This is a genomic window from Psychrobacter sp. ER1, from assembly GCF_048631835.1.
Classification (GTDB): domain Bacteria; phylum Pseudomonadota; class Gammaproteobacteria; order Pseudomonadales; family Moraxellaceae; genus Psychrobacter.
The window spans coordinates 578,637-601,489 of record NZ_CP184640.1; the positions used below are offsets into that span (position 1 = coordinate 578,637).

The following is a 22,853-nucleotide window of genomic DNA, read 5'->3' on the forward strand; positions in this document are numbered from 1 at the left end:
TCACGTTGATGAGAGGACTTAGAGGCGTTGGGTGTCGCACGTTTTGGATATTTCATGTTGCATTTATTAGGGCGTGCGTCAGTTTTTCAATCTATTTTAGGGTTGATGTTTTAAATCAAACAAATAGCTTAAGGCGTGTTCCCATTTTTAAAATGAGGACATACCCTAGTATTTTGTTTAATTACCACGGTGATAAGGGTGGTTATTATTGATACTCATCGCGCGATACAATTGCTCCATAAGTACGACGCGTACTAGCGGATGCGGCAATGTCAGTGCTGATAGTGATAATTTTGCATCGGCCTTTGCCAATACTTCTGGCGACACTCCATCTGCACCGCCGATGACCAAGGCGATATCATCGCCTTGTAGCATGCCATCAGAGAGCTTATCAGCCAGTCCTTCGGTCGAAATCATCTTGCCTTTAACATCTAATACCCACAATTGCTCGCGGCTTGATGCATTATGAGCGGCCAGTATGGCCTGACCTTCTTGCTCACGGTACTGTGCCAAATTAGCATCTGAAGGGTTTTTGCCCGCTTGGCTGCCGCAATTTCGACAATTTCTGTGCTTAGCATCGGTTGAATGCGTTTGTAATATTCGTCAAAACCTGTCTGTACCCAGCTAGGCATTTTATTGCCAACGGTCAAAATCCTTACTTTCATAATACTTACCATCTCGATAATTGAATTCAAACTTACTAAGGCGTGTTCTTAATATTTTGTATCGTTCGTTCTTTATTGTCTACAATTTACATCAGAGGGTTAATCGTCTCTGATACGTTGCTACTTGCGCTTTGATCGTCCGCTTGGCTTGGCTTTGGAATGACAGTCAGCTTTGCATCAGACTCAAAAACAATGGCTTCGACATCATCAAAGCTATTAATCCCTTCAGAACGCATGGCACATTCGATTTCTTGACGCGTCAAACGCTCATCGCGCATGGCGTCTGGCAAAAACTGTCCTTGATAAAAAACGATACGCGGCTCTGATAAAATAAAGTTACTAAATTGCGGTGAAATAGCCGCATATTTGGTCACCACAAATTGCAATAGGTACAATACTAAAATAGACGAAACTCCTTCCACAAAGGGGATGTCTTTGAGCAAAATTGTACTGGCACCCAACGAGCCGATCATGACCGTCACGATCCAATCGAAGTTATTGAGCTGTGACGTTGAGCGTTTGCCAGAGACTTTGGTGACTGTCACGATCAACACATAAACCATAACAGTCGTCAAAACAATACGACCAAGCTTGTCTATGTTGTCAAAAAAGATCATGTCCATAATGTTCGCTCCTATTATAAAGGTAAAACAAGTCATCACTAAAATACTACTTACTAGGGCGCGCCTTACTTTGTCTCATTTTTAGTACTATTCTTAAAATAATGACACGCCTTAAACTTAGCCTAACGGATTTTACGCATTAGCAGGGGAAAACTTTGTAGCACCTTGTAGATGATGGTTTGTACTTACGTTGATTTGCGTATAGGGTCTAATAATCGATTGATAGACCATAGACTGATTCGCGCACTGACTAGAGTAAGGACCAGCATCAGCATTAGTGATGAAAGTAGGGGCAGTGGACGCTGCATCGCCATCTCAAACAGTACCTCACGGCTTATCGTATCAAACAGCCAAAACCAGATAGCTGAAAAATAAATGACCGTCAGCATCCAGACAATCACAACCCCACCAAACATCAATTTATTAATCTCATCTCGCGCTAATGCTCGCTTCTGATGTTTGATAAATTTACTGACAGCGATATAGGCCCCTACGATAATAGAAACCACCATGACCAGTTGTGGATTGAGCGCAAGCTTGGTCTGTATCATCATAAATATGGTACTGGCAAGCGTGTATCCAATCGCAAAAAAACCGACATATCGAGCCAGTTTGGGCTGCACTTGTACAAGCGTCTGGGGTTTGTTAAGACTGGTTGTCTGGCGTGACATAAGCTAACCTTTATAAAGGTAAAAAATAGAGTATTGATAATAAGTCGACTTAAAGCATTAATTAAATATCAACGCTGTGCCGTCCAGTCGAGCATGGCATCTAGCACAGGCCTTGCTGCATAAGGATTTAATGCTTGCTCAGTATTGATTATACCGACGACAACGTAATCCTGTCCTGACAGCCCTTTGACGTAACCTGCCATTGAAGTGACGTTATTTAACGTGCCAGTTTTTATCCATGCGCGACCAGTGGCTGCAGATTCAGGCAAGCGATCGCTGTGGGCGGCAATAGTGCCACTAACCCCAGCGACACCTAACGAGTCGACATAGGCTTCAAAATTTGGTCGACTGTAAGCATAAGTCAGTAGCTCGCTTAGGTTGGCGGCGGTGATAGTACACTCGCGGCAAAGTCCTGAGCCATTGGTCAAATGAGGCGGTGGTGTACTGAGATTGGTTTGCCACCATTGATTGATGGTTTGTAAGGCTGCTGGATAGTCTGTCGTAGCAGGTTTACCAAACTGATATAAGCTATCAGACTTTTTGCCATTAGATTTAACAGCCGCTACCTTATTATCCATCTCATTACTAGCTTTGACTTCATGACTGCTTGGACTAATCGCAGTTATGCTAGCAGGTATTGAATGAGTCAGCCTTTCTTTATCGTAAGCGCCTATAGATAACGCCACTTGCTCAGCCATGACATTGTTTGAGAAGTGGTTAATGTCATGAATCTGCTCGGTTAAATTCAACGACGGATAGCTGACCATAGGTAGAGGAGACATCGCGATAGCTGTAAGGCCGTGCGCTCGTTTTGTCGTCTTGGTCATATCGTAAGGGGTTTCTTGCGAGATCACCTGTCCACTCAAAGTATTCCCCAGCGCTTGCCATTTGGCAGCGATGACGTGTACAGCAAACTCTTTGGCATTGGGATATGCCACGTAAAAGACATGCTCGCCGCAGCTCTCTGGCAGACTGGCATTTAATACGAGCCGTGTTTTTTGCCACTGCGGCGCTAGGCTATAGCTGGCTTGCCCACAACTGGCTGCACGAGTATTGATTGTAGCAGGCAGCTGATAGTTGGCTAACCGCGGCTTATAGGTCACACTTGCTTGGCCGTTATCTTGAGGGTAAGTTTTGATACCAATGGTGCTAAAGTTAACCAGAAACCCATCAGGGCTAGCGTTATAGGGGCGTAGCGGTGAGTTATCAAAGGCGGCAGGATCTTTACTAACATTATTAAAAACTGCGCTGTCGATGATGATGTCACCATCGATGTGACGAATACCGGATGCTTGTACTTTATACAGCAACTGCTTCAGACGTTCGTGGGTCATTTTCGGGTCGCCACTTCCTTGAATAATCAAGTCACCATGTAGACGGTTGCCGATGATAAGGCCAGTATGATAAACCCGTGTATGCCACACAAAATCGGCCCCTAAAGTGTCCAAAGCGATAAAGCTAGGCACGAGTTTCATGGTGCTGGCAGGCGTCCGAGGAATATCGGACTGGTGATCGAGCAAAGGCGAAAATGAAATCTTTATAGAGGTTTTATTATTGCTCGCAGTATCTTGTTCTTTGGCGTTCTGATCAAGCGTATGCTGAGGTTCGTCAGGGATCACCGTTGGAATGCTCTCTACGCTCTGATAAGTATAAGGGTCATCGGTATAAGCATGTATCTTTCGCTCGTGCTTCTCAATAGTGCGCTGCTCTATGGTAACTAACGCGCTCTGATGGCTCGGGTCGCTGCTAATTGTATCCGTAGAGGCGTTTGTAACTGGATGCTCAGATACTATAGTAGTTGCAGATTGGCTGTCAGGTTCATCACTATCAATGACTTGAATAGGAGTGGGCAGACGGCTAGCAGCCTTGTCACCCACAGGGGTAATCACGATGCTGATATCCGCTTCTGTCAAGTCGGCACGCGCCAAGGCTTTTTGAATAGCTGCTGGCAACACGGCTTGTGCATGTATCGGTGCGACTATAACTGCTGCCAATAACGCTAACCTAGATAGACGTTTATTAGGCCAGTCTAGCGGTCGCAAATGACGACAAAGCGTGGTGATTTTGGTTGCAGCGGTAGAGTAATGACGGCGTTTAGAAGGGTATCGCATGAGCATCTTTCATCAGGTGGCAAAAACAGCCTATGGTAACATGAGTTGCTGTTTTCGCACACGATGTCAGGAGCACAATTTTAAGGCGTGTCATCAATATGAATAGTAAACTGTAAATAGGCTAAAAATGGCTAAATCTTTGCCAAACTGCGTCAAGTAGTTGGCTAATATCTCGATATTATCTGTACTCCTTTGCTTGTTTGGCTGCTATTTACCTCATTTTTACCACCATTTTCAAAATGAGGGCACGCCCTAGCGATGATAACGACGCCCTTATTTAGATAACTATCTATTGAATTGCGAGCATGACTTGCTGCTAACGCACATGCAAAAAGCCATCGCCGTCATGACCGCATCGTTATAAGCATCATGCGCGCCCAGTTCAGGAATATTGTAATGGGCTAATATGCGATTCAGATGTTGAGCTTGGTTAGAGAGCCCTTGTGTATGTCCGCTGATACGCCGACTGTACAGGTGCCGCAAGTCTATGACTTCGTTTGGTAGCGAGGTTCCCATATAGCGTTTTACCAACGGATTCAAAAAGCCATGTCTAGCTGTGTGCAGAATCCAACGATTGGTCGATTACCTATGAATGGTAGCAGCAGTGCCAACATGTCATCGTAACTCATGCCATGTTCAACATCGGCGGTACGTAGGCCATGGATGACAATAGTGTCGCGGTCTGGCATCACAGGAGGTCTGCAAACCAAATGCATGCCATTACCTGTGTCGATGGTATTACCATTAATATGTATCGCTGCTACAGACAGCAGGTGATGCTTCTTGGGGTTCAATCCTGTCATCTCGCAGTCAATCGCCACCCACTGCTCAGCCGAAGGTGTCGTAAACATTGAGGCCAACTCTGGACGCTGCAATTGCGTCTTTTGCCAAGCGCAAGATAACTGCTGTAACCAGCTCATATTGATTGCTCATCCATCTATGTTGTTTTTGTACTTACAAAATTTCTGTATTTATGAAGCCTCTATATTAAGACTGCCACACTTATGCGATTTCTAGTTGATAGTGTTGACGCAATTGGTTTTTGAAGCTTTTGACTACGGCCAGACACTCTTTGAGTAGGTCACGTTCAAGCGCAGTCAAAGTTGTAGGATCTACTTGCCGTGCATGCTTATCGTCGGTTGAGAGCGCCACAGATAAGCGCTGCGCCATAAAAAACTCTAGCGCTTCAAGCAAAGTATCGGCGCGTTCTTGAGTCATAGCATTAATCTGTACCAAGCCCTTTAAACGCGCCTTGGTACTAGGCACATCGAGCACATTGTTTTCTAATGCTAAGGTACGGATACCATGAACTAAGGGAAAGATACCGGCTTTTTCAGGTCGATATCGGACGATGCTGATTTGCCACCTAGTAAAGGTACAAATTTTTGCCACCATTGATTAACATCGCCAAACTGTAGCGCTGCCCGCGCAAACTGCCTGACAAACATAGGATCTGCTTGTTGATGAGCAAGTTCTAAGTGCTGACGTACTTGTGTGAGCAGTGACTCATCGCCGCAGACGTATTCACCATCTAGTATCGCAGACAAGTAAATACCATGCATCGGGTCAGAGTTCCTAAACCATAGGTTAATTTGTGCAGTGAATTGCTTGAGCGGTTGTCGCCACATAGGATTGGTCATCATGATATTACCATCACACAGTGGGTAGCCAAGCGTTGCTAAATAGCTATTAAAAGTATCAGCGAACTGTGCTAGGTCAGGGTGTGTATAGCCATCACGAATGATGAGCGCATTGTCTTGATCGGTACGCATGATTTGCTCACCGCGCCCTTCTGAACCCATAACGATTAGGCAAGTATTGGCCATCACTTCATCAGGTACGATTAGCTGCCATAGTTTGGTAAATACCTGCGCATTTAGCGTCTGTACCATACGACTGATATTGCCGATTTTGACACCATTATGATGCTGTGCTCGAATATAGCGACCGATCAGCTCAACAGCGGTATCTAGGCTAGATAAGTCCTGTGCTTGCTCGATTTGAATACTAATGAGCTGTGAATGATGGCCAATATGAGCGAGCATATCGCTTTGCCCAAGTACTCCGACGACATCGCCACTCTTATCAATGACTGGCAGTCTATGAATACGATAGCGAGTCATGGTCAGTAGCGCATCGCCAATCTCATCACTGGCTTTGATCGTGCGTAGATTAAAATTGGCATAGCGCTGGCAAGGAGTAGTAGCTGGATCTTGTCTGTCACTCACCGCGCGACAAATATCAGTATCGGTCAGAATCCCTAAGAGTAATCTTGTCTCATGTTGCGCTGTTTGTGAGCCATCTAAATCATCTAGTTGTAAGTCACCTAATTTACTTAGCGGTCTGACCAGCACATGTTTTAATCCAGCTTTGGTCATAATGCGGGCCGCTTCGTACAAGCTATCATCGGCATCGACGATATGCACTGGTAACAGATGAACATCTATCACTGGTTGCAGCATAATTTGCTGTACTTCTTGTTGGTTGGTATAGCTAGCAGGATCTAGCGTTTTATTATGACGTCGTTGGTGCAATGCTTTTAATCGTTCAGGCAGTTTGTCTGATAGCATTTGGCGTACCAGATGATTTTGCGCACTGATTTTATCGATAGCGGTGCCAGCGACTTGGAGCAGTAACGTCTCTTCATTGGCTCGGAATTGATAGGGTTGTATAGACGTACTTTCAGGCTCTAGTTGATTATCCTTGGCAAGTGTTTCAGGCAGGCGGCGACTATCAAACCAATCATTATTGTTCAGACCGTCAGCGTGATTGCTACCTACATAGGACGCGACAAACTCACCATTTAGTGATTGCTCGATTTGCCCTTTGATGACCACATATAGACATTGTAATTCTTCTGCAGGCAAGCTTTCATTTTTGGCAAGATAGCGTATCTGGGTGTTTTTTCTAATGCTTTGACGCTCGGCTAAGCTCAATACATCAAAGGGTGGTTGGCTAAAATCAAGATGGGGCATGGCATCATCCTTGATGGCATATTTTCGGCAGAGACTTTACTATAGCATTAATAAAACAAAAAGCCTCCAATAACCCTATTTATATTGTGGTTATTGGAGGCTTTTTGCTACTGCGACATTTATTCCAGCTACATTAGGTTTTTCTAATTAGCTTTAAGCACCTAATAATTGGCGGATACGACTGATTGCTTCTCGGCTCTCATCGACACTCGCGACCAGAGCGATACGCACATAACCTTGTCCAGGATTATGACCATCAACTTCACGTGACAAATAACGTCCTGCCAATGCATGAATATTGGCTTGCTCATACAGCGCTTTGACAAAGATTTCATCATCACCATCGAACTGCTCAGGCACTTTGACCCAAAAGTAAAACCCAGCATCAGGCATACGTAACTCTAGCAATTCCCCAAGCTCAGACATCCATAGGGCAAACTTTTCTTGGTATAGCGCGCGATTATGAGCGACGTGTTTTTCGTCTTGCCACGCAGCGATAGAGGCGAGCTGATGTGGTATCGGCATCGCACAACCTTGGTAAGTACGATATTGCAAATAAGCCTGCAAAATTTTGGCATCACCAGCCACAAATCCAGAGCGCAAACCCGGTAGGTTTGAACGTTTGGATAGAGAGTGGAACACGATACAGTTTTTGAAATCACGGCGACCAAGAGCCGCACAGGCTTGGAGCAATCCAATCGGTGCTGTATCAAAATACAGCTCGCTATAACACTCGTCACTGGCAATAATAAAACCGTACTGATCTGACAGACGAATAAGGTATTCCCAGTCATCCATTGTCATGACGGCGCCTGTTGGATTGTTTGGACTACAGACAAACAATAGCTGCGTACGCATCCAAACGTCTTTTGGCACCGCGCGATAGTCACCTTTATAGCCATTATCTGATGTACAAGGGACAAAGTAAGGCGTTGCCTGTGCCAGTATCGCTGCGCCTTCATATATCTGATAAAACGGGTTGGGCATGATAACCGTAGGCGATGTATCAGACGCTAAAGAATTGCTCTCTTTGTCAGCTACATCATGATCAACGACCGCTTGTACAAAGCTAAAAATCGCTTCACGTGTGCCCATTACTGGTAATACTTGAGTATTGGCATCAACGTGATTTAGAAAAAACCGTTTCTCTAACCAGTGGGCGATGGTTTGGCGCAGCTCAAACATACCGTTTGTAGTCGGATAACGACTTATTTTGTCCAAGTTTTCGCGTAGGACGTCCAGCACAAATGCAGGGGGCTCATGTTTTGGCTCACCGATACCGAGCTTTATTTCACTGTAACCGTTGGCAGGCTTGCTATCGGCAAGTAATGTTGCCATCTTGGCGAATGGATAAGGATGGAGATGCTTTAAGTTGTGATTCATAAGTGTGATAACTATAATAGACAATTAATAATAAAGTTATAAAGAAAATTTACATTAGAGCAGTGTAGCACTTCTCTAATTTTTTGTCCTTTTCTTCTTATATCGTGAATAGGCATTTACCAAACGTAAGCTATTCATTGTATGACTACCAAATAGGTAGTCGCTCAAAAGTCTTTTGAACCTTTCATAATTTATAATCTATAACAATATAAAAAATGACTACATCACAAAAGTGGTAGATCGTTTTAAGGATAGTTTGATATGTCTAGTGTGCTAAATAATGATGATCTCATCGCTAAAGATATCAATAATGAAAAACTTGATAACAGTGTGCAGCGTTCTAACCTGTATAAGCTGCTAAAAGAGCGTGAACAGAGCTGGTGGCAAGCGCGCCAACAACTGATCGAACGTCAAGAAAAGAAAATGTTTTGGTATGGTGAAAACAGCCTCATTATGTGGCTGTTGTGGCAATTGGTCGGCTACGTGGTAGTGGCAATGGCCTTGATGCTGCTCAATAATATATTTGGTATCTCATTACCGCTATGGCAGTACGTTTCTTTGTTTGTAATACAGACCATATTTTTTGTCAGCGCACTTGCTGCTAAAGGCCAATTGGAAAACAAACTCCAGCGCAAAATAGACAACGACGAGCTAATGCGCGAAGAGGCGCTCAATGAGATGATTATTCTGGCAGAGGATAGCCTGTATCCTGATGTACATGCCAAGTCGCCTATCTCTTTGGAAGCGTTAGATGATTATCTAGACGGACATTTTCACCTAGCAAGCTTGCAGTGTTTGCTACAAAAAGAAGTCGATGCTGGACGATTAATCATGGAGCAGCAGCCACCTGAAGTAGGTGTTTTGCCGCCAGAGCTTGCTGACGATGAATTGAACGAACATGCCAGCGAGATAACCTATAGAAGTACGTTATAAAACGTACTTCTATGATGACTATCAGACTACTTTTACTAGTTAATATTCAAAATAATGGCTAACCAAAACTATCTAGCCGTATCAAAAATATATTACGCTATTATGCTCTTTCTGAACAGTAAGACTGGCTAATAGCGCTGCCTTTAATGCTTCAAGTCTATCAGGTGATAGTGGCTTATCGTTTTGATCACTGATATAAAACATATCCTCCGCACGCTCACCTAGAGTGGTAATACGCGCAGCATGTACTTCGATTTGCTCTTGCAAAAATACTTGCCCAACTCGCGCCAATAGCCCTGGCTGATCAAGCGTTTCTAAGCTCATGATGTGCTGATCTGATGCTTCATTGAATTCAAAGTTAATCACCGTTTTTACTTCAAAGTGTCTTAACTGACGTGGCATACGCTTGTTCGTCAGTTTAAGCACGGTAGGGTCTTTGAACGAGTCGATTAAGCGTTGTTTTAGCTCTTGTTGACTCTCCTCATCGACCAGTAATGTGCCACTAGGATCTAGCAATACATAAGAATCCAAAGCAAAGTCACGGGTCGCTGTGATAATACGTGCATCTAAAACGTCGAGATTCATCTGATCAAATACTGCCATGGTAACGGCAAATAGGTTCATCTGATCTTGGGTATAAACAAAGACCTGTACCGCATCAAGTGCCAATTCGCGATGTTCTCGCAAAACGACCAAGGGCGGACTGTCAGCGTTAGAGGCCAATCCAATCGGTGGGTGATTCAAAATAGCTTCGGTATGCCATAAGATATCTTCTGCAATTTCTCGCAAGAAATACTCATCGCCCAAGTCATCCCATAGACGCAATACTTCATCGCGGTTCATATGCTGGTTATTGACATTATCCAGCATCGTCAACGCTTGCTTACGTGTGGCACTAATCATATCTTGACGATTGGTGGGCGCATCGATATCAGCGCGCAAGATACGCCGAGTTTGTGAGTATAGCTGTTTCATGAGGGTTGCCCGCCAGCTATTCCATAGCTGTGGGTTGGTCGCATTCATATCAGCCACTGTCAGTACATACAGATGGTTTAGATGAGTCACGTTACCGATGAGATCAGAGAAAATAGTGACTACTTCAGGGTCTGAGATATCTTTTTTCTGTGCAGTAATCGACATAAGAAGGTGATAGCGCGTGAGCCAGCCTACTAAGTTCGCATCCGCCAAGCTCATACCATGCGATAAACAAAACTCAATCGATTCAGTTTGACCAAGCTCACTATGGTCACCGCCACGGCCTTTAGCAATATCATGGAACATCGCTGCCAGTACCAAAATCTCTTTACGCTCGATACGCTGAAAGATAGAGCTGACTAGCGGAAAATCTTCTTGAAAGGTCGGATCTGTAAATCGGTGCAAAATTCTAATCAAAAACAAGGTATGCGCATCTACTGTATAACGATGGAACAAGTCATATTGCATGAGGCCAGTGACTTGCGCAAAAGCAGGAATATAGTTACCTAATACTCCATAGCGATTCATGGTACGTAGACGATGGAATAGGTAGTTTTGTTCTTTTAGATTCGATAAAAACAACGCTTTGTGAGTAGGGTTGTCTCTATATATCTGATCGATGCCTCGCGCGGCAATTTTGAGTGCGCGTAAGGTGTGGGTGCGAACTTTATCGATGCCATGCTGACCCATCAATAAAAACATTTCTAAGATAGACTCAGGGTGCTGTGCAAAAACTCGATGATGCGCGATGGCAATCTGGTTGCCAATACGGTTGAACCGTGCATTTATAGGCTGTTTTTTTGGACGTTCATCGTCAGGCAGCTGCGGCTCTATGATCGTTTCATAATAATGATTGGTCAGCATCTCAGACAGTGTTGATATCTGCATCGCACAGCGATAATAGTCACGCATAAACCGTTCGACCGCAGCATTAGGCTGGTCATCAGGCTGGGTCTCGTAGCCCATTAGCTGAGCAATCTCACGCTGATAGTCGAACAACAGCTTGTTTTCATTACGGCCCGTCAGTACATGCAAGTAATGACGAATCTGCCATAAATACCCTTCGGCAAAGCTCAACTCATCAAACTCTTTTTCAGTCAAAAAGTTCTGTTGCACCAAATCATATAGCTTGCTCACGCGAAAATAACGCTTGGTGACCCAGCCGATGATATGGATATCACGTAGCCCGCCCGGTGCTGTTTTGATATTGGGTTCAAGATTGTACTCGGTTGCATTGTGCTGCAAATAACGCGCTTTGGATTCTTCCATTTTTACATCAAAAAAGGCGCGAGGAGACCACTGTTTATTGACGATTTGAGCGGGCATGTCTTGCAATGTTTCATTGCCGATTAGGAGTCGAGCCTCTAGCTGAGCACTAGCAATCGTATGATCAAGCGCGGCCTCTAGCGCATCATTGACACTACGTACGGAGAGCGCAGGCTCTAGTCCTATGTCCCATAGTAGAGCGACTAGTTTGTCAATTTTACTACTAGCATCAGTACCTATTTCACCAGGAGACAGAAGCAAAATATCAATGTCTGAGTAGAGCGATAGCTCACCGCGCCCGTAGCCACCAGTCGCGAAAAATGCCAAATCAGTCTTATCTAACTCAAACCATTTAAACAAGGCAATCAATAGGCTGTCGATAGCGCAAGCACGTGCTGCAACCAGCTGACGAATATTGGTGCCACGTTCTAGTGAGCGGCTGATATCGTCGTTGATCTGGGCCAACCATTCAGGAATGCCAAGTAGATTCTTGTCTGTCACATTTTTGGCTGACAGTGGGGATGAGTCTGTCGCCACCTCACTTGGTAGTATCGGTAAAGGCGTCAAATCAACAGAGGCGATATCACAATTAAACATGAGTGTTATCCAGTTAAGAGTTTAGAAATAGAACGTTTGAGCTGAGCGCTATTGGGCATCTAATGTACTGATGGCTAATAAAAGTCACGAATAGCATATATCAATATAGGTGCTGATAAATATATCAATAGAAGTTATCAGGTCATCTGAGTATAAAGACAAAGCGCCTATAAGCACAATACTCAATATGCCCTAATTAAAGACCAAAAAAAGACCGCCTAAGCGATCTTTGATTGTACTACTGCGTCAAAAAACTTAAATCTTCTTCGGGGCGAGTGGTAAACACTTCACAACCATTGTCTGTTACGACCATGGTGTGCTCCCATTGAGCAGACAGTTTGCGATCTTTAGTAATCGCCGTCCACTCATCAGGCAAAATCTTAGTCTGCCACGTGCCTTGGTTAATCATAGGCTCGATGGTAAACGTCATACCTGTTTTTAGCTCAAAACCAGTGCCTTTTTTGCCATAGTGCATGACTTGTGGCTCGTGGTGGAATTCATCACTGATACCATGACCACAGAACTCGCGAACGATACTAAAACGCTCAGGCTCGACAACGGCCTGAATAGCCGCGCCGACATCACCTAGGCGAGCACCGTTTTTGACCACGCTCATACCCGCGTAAAGGGCGTCTTGTGCCACTTTGCAAATACGCTGTGCCATGATAGAGCCGTTGCCGACGATCCACATTTTTGAGGTATCGCCATAGTAACCGTCTTTGATAACAGTCACATCGATGTTGATAATATCCCCATCTTTTAGCAGCTTGCTTTCAGTTGGGATACCGTGACAGACAACATGGTTGACTGAGGTACAGATAGATTTTGGAAAACCATTATAGTTAAGTGGGGCAGGGATAGCCTGCTGCACATTAACAATGTAGTCATGGGCGATCTGATTGAGTGCTTCGGTACTGACGCCCACTTTGACATGCTCGTCGAGCATGACAAGGACATCACTAGCGAGTTTACCGGCCACACGCATTTTTTCTATGGCTTCTGGAGACTGGATAAGGGATTTTTTAGTCATCATCGTATATCTTATAATTATGGGTTCATTGTAGATAGATTATACCATAAACGTACTAGTGACACTTTTACGTTAAGTGATAGTGTACCTATCATTATCATTGAAAATAATTGCTTTACAGCTTGGTAAGGGCTTATATGACTCATTAGTCAGACTAATATATTCATATTTTGACAAATTAGTTGAATGTTGCAGGATATATAAGTAATGTAATTTTGCCTGCTAACGGAATTAGCAGCAATTTTTACTGTAGTTGTGCAGTAAAAATAACCAAATCAATGATAACAAGGATGTTGTTATGACGCTTTCTTTGTACATTCGTGCAGCTCTCACACCAAAGCCATTGTTACCAATACTGGGTTCAATCAGTGCGGGTGTGCTTCTAATGACCATGCAAACCACTTCTGCTCAAGCTGCAGGACAATACTATAATTGTGCCAATGCTAACGGTTGCAAGTTGGTGGACAGTAAATATTTCACTTCTAGTTACACTAAAACTCAATATCCGGTCGTCTTAGCACACGGGCTTGGCGGCTTCACAACGCTATTTGGAGTCATTGACTATTTTAACGGTATTCCAGAAGACTTGATGAAAGGTGGCTCAGAGGTATATACCACCAAAACGTCAGCGGTCAATAACAGCGAAGTTCGAGGTGAGCAACTGCTACAACAGGTCAAGACCATTGCCGCCATTTCAGGTGAGTCTAAAGTCAACTTATTTGGACACAGTCAGGGCGGTATAGATATTCGTTATGTCGCTGGCGTCGCGCCAAAGTACGTGGCCTCAGTAACTGCGGTATCAAGCCCAGAGCAAGGATCAAAAACCGCTGATTTTGTTAAAGATGTCCTTGAGCCAAATAATACTTCTGGACAGCCATCTAATGTCACCACCCAGCTAGTATCAGGCGTGTTTAATCTGATTGGTGGCTTTACAGATATTGGTTCTGGTATCAGTTTCAATCAAATTCAACAACAAGATGGCTGGCAAGCGCTCGTGGCTCTATCGACCGATGGTGCTGCTAAGTTCAATGCCAAATTTCCTGCAGCAATGCCAAAAAACTATTGTGGTCAACCGACTAGTACGGCGGTCAATGGCATCAAGTACTATTCGTTTAGCGGCGTCGGGCAAATAACGAGCGCACTTGATCCTAGCGATTACCTATTAGCCGCAACGGGCGTACCGTTTGCAGGTGAGTCTAACGATGGATTGGTATCTGCTTGCTCAAGTCGTCTTGGCTATGTGATTCGTGATAATTATAGAATGAACCATTTGGATTCCGCTGATCAAGTCTTGGGTCTGACGGCATGGGGAGAGTCTGAGCCAAAATCTATCTACCGTACTCAGGTAAACCGTCTGAAAAATGCCAACCTATAAGCTGAACTACAAAACAAAAATGCTCATTGATTGAGAAATATCGTTTATGTCAAATAGCCACCGTCCAGCCTATGTCACAGTTGCTATCATCGCCGTGGTTATCATTACCACAGCGGCGGTTATTTTGTGGTTCAAGCCTAGTAACGATATAAATTCAGCTTCAATCAAACCGTCCGTCTCTAATAATGAGACTAACGAATCAGTGACAACTGAGCTGGCTGCGGGACAAGTCGTGAAAGCTACAACGCCACCCAGCCAGTCTCACTTTGTCACAGGATTAGAAAATTTACCACGCTCATTAAAGGGCACCCAAATTGATGGTGAAATCATCATCGATGAAAATAAACAGTTGGTCGTTACTGAGGGTCTGCGGCGTTTGTTTGATTATTTTTTATCCGCCCTAGGTGAGGAAGAGGAAGCGGTTATATTTGCCCGTGTGGAGAGTTATATTCGCCATCACACACCAGAGCCTGCCGCTAGCCAAGCGGTCACTATTTTTAATCAATATGTTGCTTACCTTAAAGCACTTCCTGAGATAGAGAAGCGCTACGGCAATCTGCAATTACAGGCGACCAAAAGTGGCGAGCTGGATTTGAACGCAGTTGCCCAGCAAAAACAAGACATCGCTAATCTACGTCAGCAGTACTTTGATAAGCCAACCATCACAGCATTTTTTGGTGCAGAGGATGATTACGATAACTATAGTATAGAAATGGTCAGAATTGACCAAAATAAGCAGATGTCTGACGCACAGAAACAAGCTGCCCGTCAGGACTATATTAGTCGATTGCCAGAGAATGCTACTAAAGCCAATATCATGCAACAAGCCAATATTAGCGAGTTGATGACTCGCACTGAACAGATGAAAGATCGCGGTGCTACGCCCGAGGAATTATATAATATGCGCCGAGAGCTAGTGGGCGCACCGGCAGCAGAAAGACTGGCACAAGTAGATCAAGAAGACGCTAATTTTGACCAACGCTTCACCCAGTATGAAACTCAAAAGAATCGCTTATTAAGCCAAGATGTCGATGCCGCCCAAGCGCAGATTCAGATAAATCAGCTTGAACAGCAACTATTTAATGACACTGAGCGTAAGCGTTTAGATGGTTATGCGGCATTGCAACGACAGCAAGCTGTGAATAATCCATAATTACCGTCACTAGCTATCGTCAATAGTTACCGTCACTAGCTATCATCAATAACCATCAATAGTCATCGTTGATAGGGATGGGCAAAGTGAGCAAGATTATAGTTAGCAGCTCATTTAGGTACTGGCAAGAGCAAGTAGCTAGATACTTGCAAAGTAGTACAAAATGCATTCCGAATAACTACTCAGTTTATGATGACACCTCCCTGTGAGCCATGCACAATATTGTCATTGTTTAGAGCATTAAATAAAACAATAAATGAATCATAATAAGTCTGAGCTTTTACTATGTTTATTAGAGCTAATGGCTCAAGTAGATAGGATGTCTAGTAAAAGTATCGGATGCAATACAGCGAGGAGTTGATATGAAAAACATGAGTAAAGTAATGATGGCCGCGACATTGGCAGTTGGTACACTTGCTGCGGGTTGTCAGACGACGAATTTGCCTGCGCCAGTTAACCAACCAATCACTGCAGATGTCTTGCAAGCACACAACTGGCAGCTTGTTGATGCCAAACGTAGCAATGGTGATAAAGTAACGCAGCTATTTTTTGACCCAGCCAAGCCGTTAACGTTGAATTTTATGAATGATAACGGTAGAGATTACGTGGCATTTATGAATACCTGTAATAACATGGGCGCTGGATATAGCGTTGCAAATGGTGAAGTCGAGATTAAAAACGGCATCAGTACTATGATGGCATGTCCTGAACCGCAAGCTAGCTTTGATACTGCTGCCTTAGCTACTGTAAAAGGTAAATATAGCCTTAGTAAGAATGCCAACAATGTGCCTATTTTGACCATTAAAAATGATGCTCAAGTCGCTTATTTTAAAGCCGTTGCGAATTAGCTTAATAATTGAGTAAACAGTTTGACTGGTTCGTAAACTTAAACAATTGTAACTACTTTTCTAGAGTTGCTCGTCTGAAGTTACTTATTTAAAGTTACTTATTTAAAGCTACTCTTCTTGAAACGCAACATGCCTCGCTATCAAGTGGGGCATTTTTTTATCCAAAGTTTGACTCAGTTTAGGCTACACTAGAGCCATAACCCTATAATACCTTTGATATCGTAAGATATTATCTATGGCGTTGAGTCTGCAACAGTGACGATAGTTTTTTAATTATTCACAATACTTTTATCATTAGGATCTATTGGATACCGCGCTATGTTTGAAACCATAAAAGTCATTACTACGATAGCTATAGTTACCGTCCTCACTGGCTGTCAGACATTACCTAATACTTCAGTAAAAAAGCCAACCAGTACAGTCGAGACCAATCCGCTGACTGCACGTATGCCAGCGATTGATCGCCGAGGATACATTGCCTATGTAGAAGAGCAGGGCGCAGGTACGGCAAAAGTATCGACCCTCTATAGCATTCGTCCTGACGGTAGCGCTCGTCAGCTAATTGATCAGCTTAATGGCTATATCTATGCGCCAGCATGGTCGGCAGACGGACAACTGCTTGCCTATAGCAAACAAGCCCCGCGTGAGCATCCCAAAATTTATATTTATGATCGTAGTAGCAATACGCGCAATCTAGTGGTGAATGCTGAAGGCAGTAATATGTCAGCGTCATTTTCACCCGATGGTCAAGATTTGCTTTATAGCTCTACGGTCGGTGGTAATGCTGATATCTATAAAATGCGTCTGAGTGATGGCAGTACCCAGCAGTTAACGACCCTGCCGAGTACAGAGGTACAGCCAAGTTATGCTGCTGATGGCAAGAGCTTTGTCTATACCAGTGATAAAGTCCGTGCTGGACGACCGCAAATTTATCGTTATGACTTCGCTACGGGCAATGCGACAGCTGTATCAACAAATGGGTATGTGGCCAGTCCTCAGCTTAGCTTAGATGGTCAGCGTATGGCTTATCTAAATGGTCGCAAGGCGGCTGTCATGACCTTGACGACGGGACAGGTGGTCAACTTAGCAGAAACAGGGCTTGATGAACCCGCACGTCTATCTCCCTCTGGTAATTATGCTGTCTATCCAACTCGCCGCTTGAGTGTGGGCGGGCAAGTAGCAGGACAAAGTAATGGTAGTCTAGTCATCCATTCGCTGTCAGGCAATACCAGCTATGCCATTAGTGGACAAAATGGTGGAGTCGTGCGCTCACCGATGTGGAGTCGTTAACGTATTAAACGCATATTGAAATTCTAATACTTAATTCAAAAATAAGATAAATCTGAGGATAAAAAAGTATGGCGCACAAAAAGAAGAATGTCCGCAAAAAACTTTGCCCTGTCTGCGAGCGCGAATTTAGTTGGACTAAGAAGCTTGATAAAAACTGGGAGAGCATGGTCTATTGCTCAGACCAATGTCGCCGTGTTAAAAAGTACGAAGGACTGGATCATCAAAAGTAAGATGTCACCACAATACAAGTAGTTAGAAGTAGATGGGAGCAAATAATGGCACATAAAAAGTAAACCTACCGCAAAAAACTTGCCCCGTCTGCCAGCGCCCATTTACGTGGCGTAAGAAGTGGGAGAAAGACTGGGAGCAGGTGATCTATTGTTCTGAGCGGTGTCGTCGGAGTAAATCAAAAAATGACTAGATCAACATAAAGTTCAGACTATCCATTGATAAGCTGAACTTTATTTTTGCACTTTTATTTTTGACAGTTACTGGCGATCAAAAATTACCGTTTCACCATCGTCATTTTGTACTTCCATCTGATCTTCATAGCCGTTGAAGGTGAGTGTGTCACCTGCGACTTTAACATTCATCTGATAAAAAATGATAAATCATCACCACCAGTACTAGTATACAGTGACTGTCCAAGGGTAAATAGACCATTGTTACCTAGAGTATAGAGATTCCAGTCCATACCAGAGAGTGGTACAGTACTGTATTCATAAGGCAACTCTTTATCGACTTCGATATGGAAAAAAGTCTGATTGTCTAAAAGGCCAAACAGTACTAGCTCATCATTAATCTGACCTGCTCGCGCCTTCCAAATACCTAGCTCATTCTCAGACTTGGCTTTTGAAAAGGTATATAGTTCATTGCTTTCTATAACCTTATCATCGTCTCCATCAACACCTAGTGTCAATATATCATCAGTAATTTGTACGGTTCTTAGCACGTCATCTGATAAGCCAGCGCTGCCATTATTATCAAAAACGACATCGCCAATTTCTAATTCATTATTTGCTTTTAGCGAGTATTCGCCCCACTCAATGCCATTATCCGAGCCTCTTGAGGAAGTAGGGCCTGTGACTTGGGTTTGTACGTAGGTGCTGTCGTCTAAAAAGGATAGAGTCACTAGCTCTTCGTTACCAAGATCCATTCGCCACAGTCCTGATAGCATTTTGGAGTCTACAACGGTACTAGACCCGTTTCTTGAGAACATAAACTTCTCGTTATCGTCTATTACCCCGTTTTGATTGTTATCAACCTCAATGGTAAGATCGGTGTCACCAGTCACACGCGCGTAACGGGTACGCGATTCTGATAATCCAACTCCATCATTGTCGTCATAAAACTGTGTGGTTGTTAACGCTTTAGTCGTAGTGTTGATAGCATAAGTACCCCATTCCATGCCATTTTCGGGATTGCTGGTTAAACCAGTGTCATCCACTTGCACATAGATATAAGTATTGTTTTCTAAGAAAGCCACTCCGACTAGTTCATCTTCATCGGCATTATCAAAGCTCCAAGATCCTAAGATGCCTTCAGGTTTGACCTCTGAGAATCTGTAGATTTCATTACTATCAATGATACCATTGTCGTTTTCATCGACTTCGAGGATAAGCTTGCCATTCACTACTTTAGCAGAGGGATTGGGAGCGTCTGATAATCCAGCGTTACCGTTCTTGTCAAAAATAGGTGTAGCGGTGAGTTTACCTGTTTTACTATCAATGCTATACGTTCCTGACTCCATACCATTTTCAGGGTCACTCTTTGAGCGACTGGCATTGACTTGAGTCTGTACATAATTACCGTCATCTGTAAAGACAATCACTGATAAGTCGTTACCAGCATCGTCGCTACTCCACATTCCAACGATTTCGGTATCGATATCCGGCTGATCAGGTTGTGTGATATCTGGTTGATCAGGCGGCGATGTTGGTGATTCATCAGAATCAGAGTCTTCACCACATCCTTGTAAAATGAGTGCAGTTGTTATGGCTAATAGTGCTAGTTTAAATGATTTCATTTTTATCGCTCCTTGATTTAAAAGATAAAATCTTACTTAGCTCAAATATCAGTGCCCCACACCCCTTATTATTATATTTTAAATAAAGAATATATAAATTGTTATTTACGAATATATCAAACATTTTTTGGTTAATCCAATCCAAAAAGTATTTTTTAAATGAGTAAAATAGGAAAGTTGGTTATCAAAGGAGTGGGACACGAAAGAAAAAGGGAATTATTAAAACTAAATTGGTTAGCGAAATCCTACAAGTAGGACTGATTGAGAGAGCTTTCTGTTTTGGATATTCATAGGTGTGAGATAGTGAGTGGTAATAATATATATTTAGAAGGTATAAAATATACACAATAAAATACCATCACTTTTTCTACTACATTTTTTATGGCATGAAATAGATAGAGGAGATGGTATATTTAAATTCTATAGCTACATGTATGAGACCATCCCAGATTCTGTGTAACTGCCATTTAGATTAAATGCTTACTGATACGGTCATCAAACATAATCATAAAACGATTCAGAGCAGACGTCCAGTTACGGATTGGCATCGACCACTTTTTAGACGCCTGCTGGGTGGCTAAGTACACCACTTTGAATGCTGCCTGATCAGATGGGAACACCTTACGCTTATTCACTGCCGTCCGAATCACACTGTTTAGCGACTCTATCGCATTGGTGGTATAAATCACTTTTCTGATGTCTTTAGGATACTCGAAGAACACCGTTAAGCCCTCCCAGTTATTACGCCAAGACTTGATGACATGCGGATACTCTTTGCCCCATACCTCATTAAAATGCTCAAGGTTGGCCTCTGCTATCTCAAGCGTATCAGCGCCGTAAATGGCCTTTAAATCAACCGCTACGGCCTTTTTATCCGTCCATGGTACAAACTTCATTGAATAGCGCACCATGTGTACGATACACAGCTGAACCTGTGCCTTTGGATAGACGGTGTTAATGGCATCAGGGAAGCCCTTTAAGCCATCGACACAGGCAATGAGGATGTCTTGTACGCCACGGTTTTGAAGCTCGGTAAGAACACCTAGCCAGAACTTAGCGCCTTCATTCTCTGAGAGCCACATACCAAGCAGCTCTTTTTACCGTTAAGGTTAACGCCTAGGGCTAAGTAAATGGCTTTGTTGATGATCTGCTTGTCTTGACGTATCTTCACGACGATGCAGTCTAGATAGACGATAGGATAAACACTGCTCAGCGGCCGGTTCTGCCAAGCGGTGATGTCCTCTAATATGTTATCGGTGACTCTTGAGACAAGAGAGCTTGAGATGTCGACATCGTAGAGCTCTTTAATGCTCTCTACGATCTCAGTGGTGGTTTGACCCTTGGCGTATGAGCGAGGATAAGCAAGTGTGTGGGGCTCACTTGCCCGAAGCGCAAGACGGAAGGCTATGCCTGTAATGACGATATGATTTTATCATCGAGACCTGAGATACGGGTTTGATGCTTACTAACGAGTACAGGCTCAAAGCTGCCACAGCGGTCTCTTGGGGTAGATATCTCAAGATCGCCTGTGTCACTGCGGACTCTCTTTTTAGTGTGCCCATTGCGCTTGTTTGGTTTATCTGCCTTTTCATGCTTGGGGTAGCCGAGATGGTCTTCCATCTCAGCCTCTAAGGCAGTATCGATAAAGGATTGCATGAGCTGCTTTTGGAAGTCTTTGATGTTATCAAAGCTTTTCATGCTACCAGCCATTTGCTCGGCCAGTTTTTTAATGTCAGATTGAGTAGTCATTGCTTATTCTCCTGTTAATGGATTATAAGCAGTTACACAGTTTTTAGGAAACTCCCACATGTATTTTTCAGAAAATCATTGCATAATAAATCATCTAGTTTTATAGATTCGAATTTAACCGCTTCTCAGCCGTTTTCATGTCCCAGTCTTTACGCGACATATAATTCTCTAACTGATCGCAGCTTGTCTTACCGACATTGAAATGTTTACTCTTTGAATGCAAATAAGAGAAACTATGGCTTACTTAGCATCTCTTTTAGCAAAAATATTCGCAACCAACGCGCCACTAAAGTTATGCCAGACACTAAATATCGCACTAGGTAAGGCCGCGACAGGATTGAAATAAGTTGCCGCAAGGGCAGCGCCCAGACCAGAGTTTTGCATGCCTACCTCTACCATAATGGCGCGGCGTTGTTTCTCCGTAAAGCCGGACAAACGAGCGATTACATATCCTAAGGTATAACCCATCATATTATGTAAGGCAACCACGATAAAGACGATTGCACCACTGTCTAAGATAGTCGCTTTAGATACTGCCACCACTGCCGCTATAATAGTAGAGATACCCAATACCGACACCATCGGTAATACCTCGGTGACGAACTCGATCTTTTTACCCAGAAACTTATGAAAGATAACACCCAGTAATATGGGCAAGATAACGATTTTCGTAATGGTCATCATCATACTGGCTAGGTCGATGTCGATCAGCTGACCAGCAAACACATTTAATAGAATCGGGGTCAGAAAAGGCGCAAGCAGGGTAGAGATAGAGGTAATCGCCACACTCAACGCCACATCACCTTTGGCTAAGAACGTAATGACGTTACTAGATGTACCGCCAGGGCAACAGCCAACTAAGATAACGCCGACTGCGATTAAAGGATCGAGGTTGAAAATGACCGTTAATAGGTAAGCGATCAAAGGCATGAGCGTGAACTGTGCCAATAGGCCAACCAGTACAGGTTTAGGACGTTTAACAATTTCCAGAAAATCTTCCGTTTTGAGTGTCATGCCCATCCCAAACATAATAATGCCAAGTATGGGAACGATTAAAAAAGCCAACGAGGCAAAAAATTCAGGAAAGATAAATCCCAAAACAGCACTGACCAATGCCCAGATTGCAAAGGTTTTGCCAATCCAACTAGAAAGTAATGCAATCTGATTCATAGCTTGTCTCAAA

The 22,853-nt window shown here is 43.5% G+C and carries 16 protein-coding genes and 4 pseudogenes; 7 read left to right on the top strand and 13 right to left on the bottom strand.

Translation table 11 applies throughout. The features are described from left to right. Positions 1-177: 177 nt before the first annotated feature. The 8 genes and pseudogenes from rlmH to dapC form a co-directional block, all read right to left on the bottom strand. Positions 178-665 (bottom strand): annotated as a pseudogene (rlmH, locus tag ACOBWA_RS02625) (23S rRNA (pseudouridine(1915)-N(3))-methyltransferase RlmH). Between the two features lie 86 nt (positions 666-751). Next, positions 752-1,288 (bottom strand): DUF421 domain-containing protein, encoded by a 537-nt coding sequence (locus ACOBWA_RS02630; RefSeq protein ID WP_341610574.1) that lies wholly within the window; start codon positions 1,286-1,288, stop codon positions 752-754. Between the two features lie 185 nt (positions 1,289-1,473). Continuing rightward, on the bottom strand, positions 1,474-1,959 hold the full coding sequence (locus ACOBWA_RS02635; RefSeq protein WP_057758504.1) for an ABZJ_00895 family protein: 486 nt from the start codon (positions 1,957-1,959) through the stop codon (positions 1,474-1,476). A 68-nt stretch (positions 1,960-2,027) separates the two neighbouring features. Then, positions 2,028-4,070, bottom strand: a complete 2,043-nt coding sequence (locus ACOBWA_RS02640) for a D-alanyl-D-alanine carboxypeptidase/D-alanyl-D-alanine-endopeptidase (RefSeq protein ID WP_420230144.1) — start codon at positions 4,068-4,070, stop codon at positions 2,028-2,030. 285 nt (positions 4,071-4,355) lie between these two features. Next, a pseudogene (locus tag ACOBWA_RS02645) lies at positions 4,356-4,990 on the bottom strand (3'-5' exonuclease). Positions 4,991-5,072: 82 nt separating this feature from the next. Beyond that, positions 5,073-5,465, bottom strand: coding sequence for a putative nucleotidyltransferase substrate binding domain-containing protein (locus ACOBWA_RS02650; RefSeq protein ID WP_420230145.1), 393 nt, complete (start codon positions 5,463-5,465; stop codon positions 5,073-5,075). Next, positions 5,381-7,045, bottom strand: coding sequence for a DUF294 nucleotidyltransferase-like domain-containing protein (locus ACOBWA_RS02655; RefSeq protein WP_420230146.1), 1,665 nt, complete (start codon positions 7,043-7,045; stop codon positions 5,381-5,383). Before ACOBWA_RS02655 ends, ACOBWA_RS02650 begins: the two co-directional genes overlap by 85 nt. 153 nt (positions 7,046-7,198) lie before the next feature. After that, a complete protein-coding gene (gene dapC, locus ACOBWA_RS02660; protein WP_420230147.1) occupies positions 7,199-8,428 on the bottom strand; it encodes a succinyldiaminopimelate transaminase in 1,230 nt (409 codons plus the stop codon). Between the two features lie 261 nt (positions 8,429-8,689). Between dapC and ACOBWA_RS02665 the strand changes: the two genes are divergently transcribed. Continuing rightward, positions 8,690-9,361, top strand: coding sequence for a hypothetical protein (locus ACOBWA_RS02665; RefSeq protein ID WP_420230148.1), 672 nt, complete (start codon positions 8,690-8,692; stop codon positions 9,359-9,361). 81 nt (positions 9,362-9,442) lie between these two features. Here ACOBWA_RS02665 and glnD read toward each other — a convergent pair whose 3' ends face one another. Then, complete coding sequence (gene glnD, locus ACOBWA_RS02670; protein ID WP_420230149.1) at positions 9,443-12,199, bottom strand: [protein-PII] uridylyltransferase; 2,757 nt, start codon at positions 12,197-12,199, stop codon at positions 9,443-9,445. A gap of 238 nt (positions 12,200-12,437) precedes the next feature. Next, on the bottom strand, positions 12,438-13,229 hold the full coding sequence (gene map / locus ACOBWA_RS02675; protein ID WP_371548431.1) for a type I methionyl aminopeptidase: 792 nt from the start codon (positions 13,227-13,229) through the stop codon (positions 12,438-12,440). Between the two features lie 298 nt (positions 13,230-13,527). Here map and ACOBWA_RS02680 point away from each other — a divergent pair, with 298 nt between their 5' ends. The 6 genes and pseudogenes from ACOBWA_RS02680 to ACOBWA_RS02705 all read left to right on the top strand — a co-directional run. Further along, on the top strand, positions 13,528-14,604 hold the full coding sequence (locus ACOBWA_RS02680; RefSeq protein WP_101204960.1) for an esterase/lipase family protein: 1,077 nt from the start codon (positions 13,528-13,530) through the stop codon (positions 14,602-14,604). A gap of 46 nt (positions 14,605-14,650) precedes the next feature. Then, positions 14,651-15,757, top strand: coding sequence for a lipase secretion chaperone (locus tag ACOBWA_RS02685; protein WP_101204959.1), 1,107 nt, complete (start codon positions 14,651-14,653; stop codon positions 15,755-15,757). A gap of 362 nt (positions 15,758-16,119) precedes the next feature. Further along, the gene (locus ACOBWA_RS02690; protein ID WP_101204958.1) at positions 16,120-16,605 is read left to right on the top strand and encodes an META domain-containing protein; all 486 of its coding nucleotides are present in this window, start codon (positions 16,120-16,122) and stop codon (positions 16,603-16,605) included. Positions 16,606-16,923: 318 nt separating this feature from the next. Beyond that, on the top strand, positions 16,924-17,895 hold the full coding sequence (locus ACOBWA_RS02695; RefSeq protein WP_101204957.1) for a PD40 domain-containing protein: 972 nt from the start codon (positions 16,924-16,926) through the stop codon (positions 17,893-17,895). A gap of 68 nt (positions 17,896-17,963) precedes the next feature. Then, positions 17,964-18,125 carry a DUF2256 domain-containing protein gene (locus tag ACOBWA_RS02700; RefSeq protein ID WP_082624551.1) on the top strand — a complete coding sequence of 54 codons (162 nt, stop codon included), beginning with the start codon at positions 17,964-17,966 and terminating at the stop codon, positions 18,123-18,125. A gap of 56 nt (positions 18,126-18,181) precedes the next feature. Continuing rightward, a pseudogene (locus ACOBWA_RS02705) lies at positions 18,182-18,316 on the top strand (DUF2256 domain-containing protein); the annotation flags it as partial. Between the two features lie 168 nt (positions 18,317-18,484). Here ACOBWA_RS02705 and ACOBWA_RS02710 read toward each other — a convergent pair. The 3 genes and pseudogenes from ACOBWA_RS02710 to ACOBWA_RS02720 form a co-directional block, all read right to left on the bottom strand. Continuing rightward, entirely contained in the window at positions 18,485-19,921 is a 1,437-nt protein-coding gene (locus ACOBWA_RS02710; RefSeq protein WP_420230150.1) for a hypothetical protein, read from the bottom strand. Positions 19,922-20,388: 467 nt separating this feature from the next. Continuing rightward, positions 20,389-21,670 (bottom strand): annotated as a pseudogene (locus ACOBWA_RS02715) (IS256 family transposase). A 240-nt stretch (positions 21,671-21,910) separates the two neighbouring features. Further along, on the bottom strand, positions 21,911-22,840 hold the full coding sequence (locus ACOBWA_RS02720; protein WP_420230151.1) for a bile acid:sodium symporter family protein: 930 nt from the start codon (positions 22,838-22,840) through the stop codon (positions 21,911-21,913). Positions 22,841-22,853: the final 13 nt, after the last annotated feature.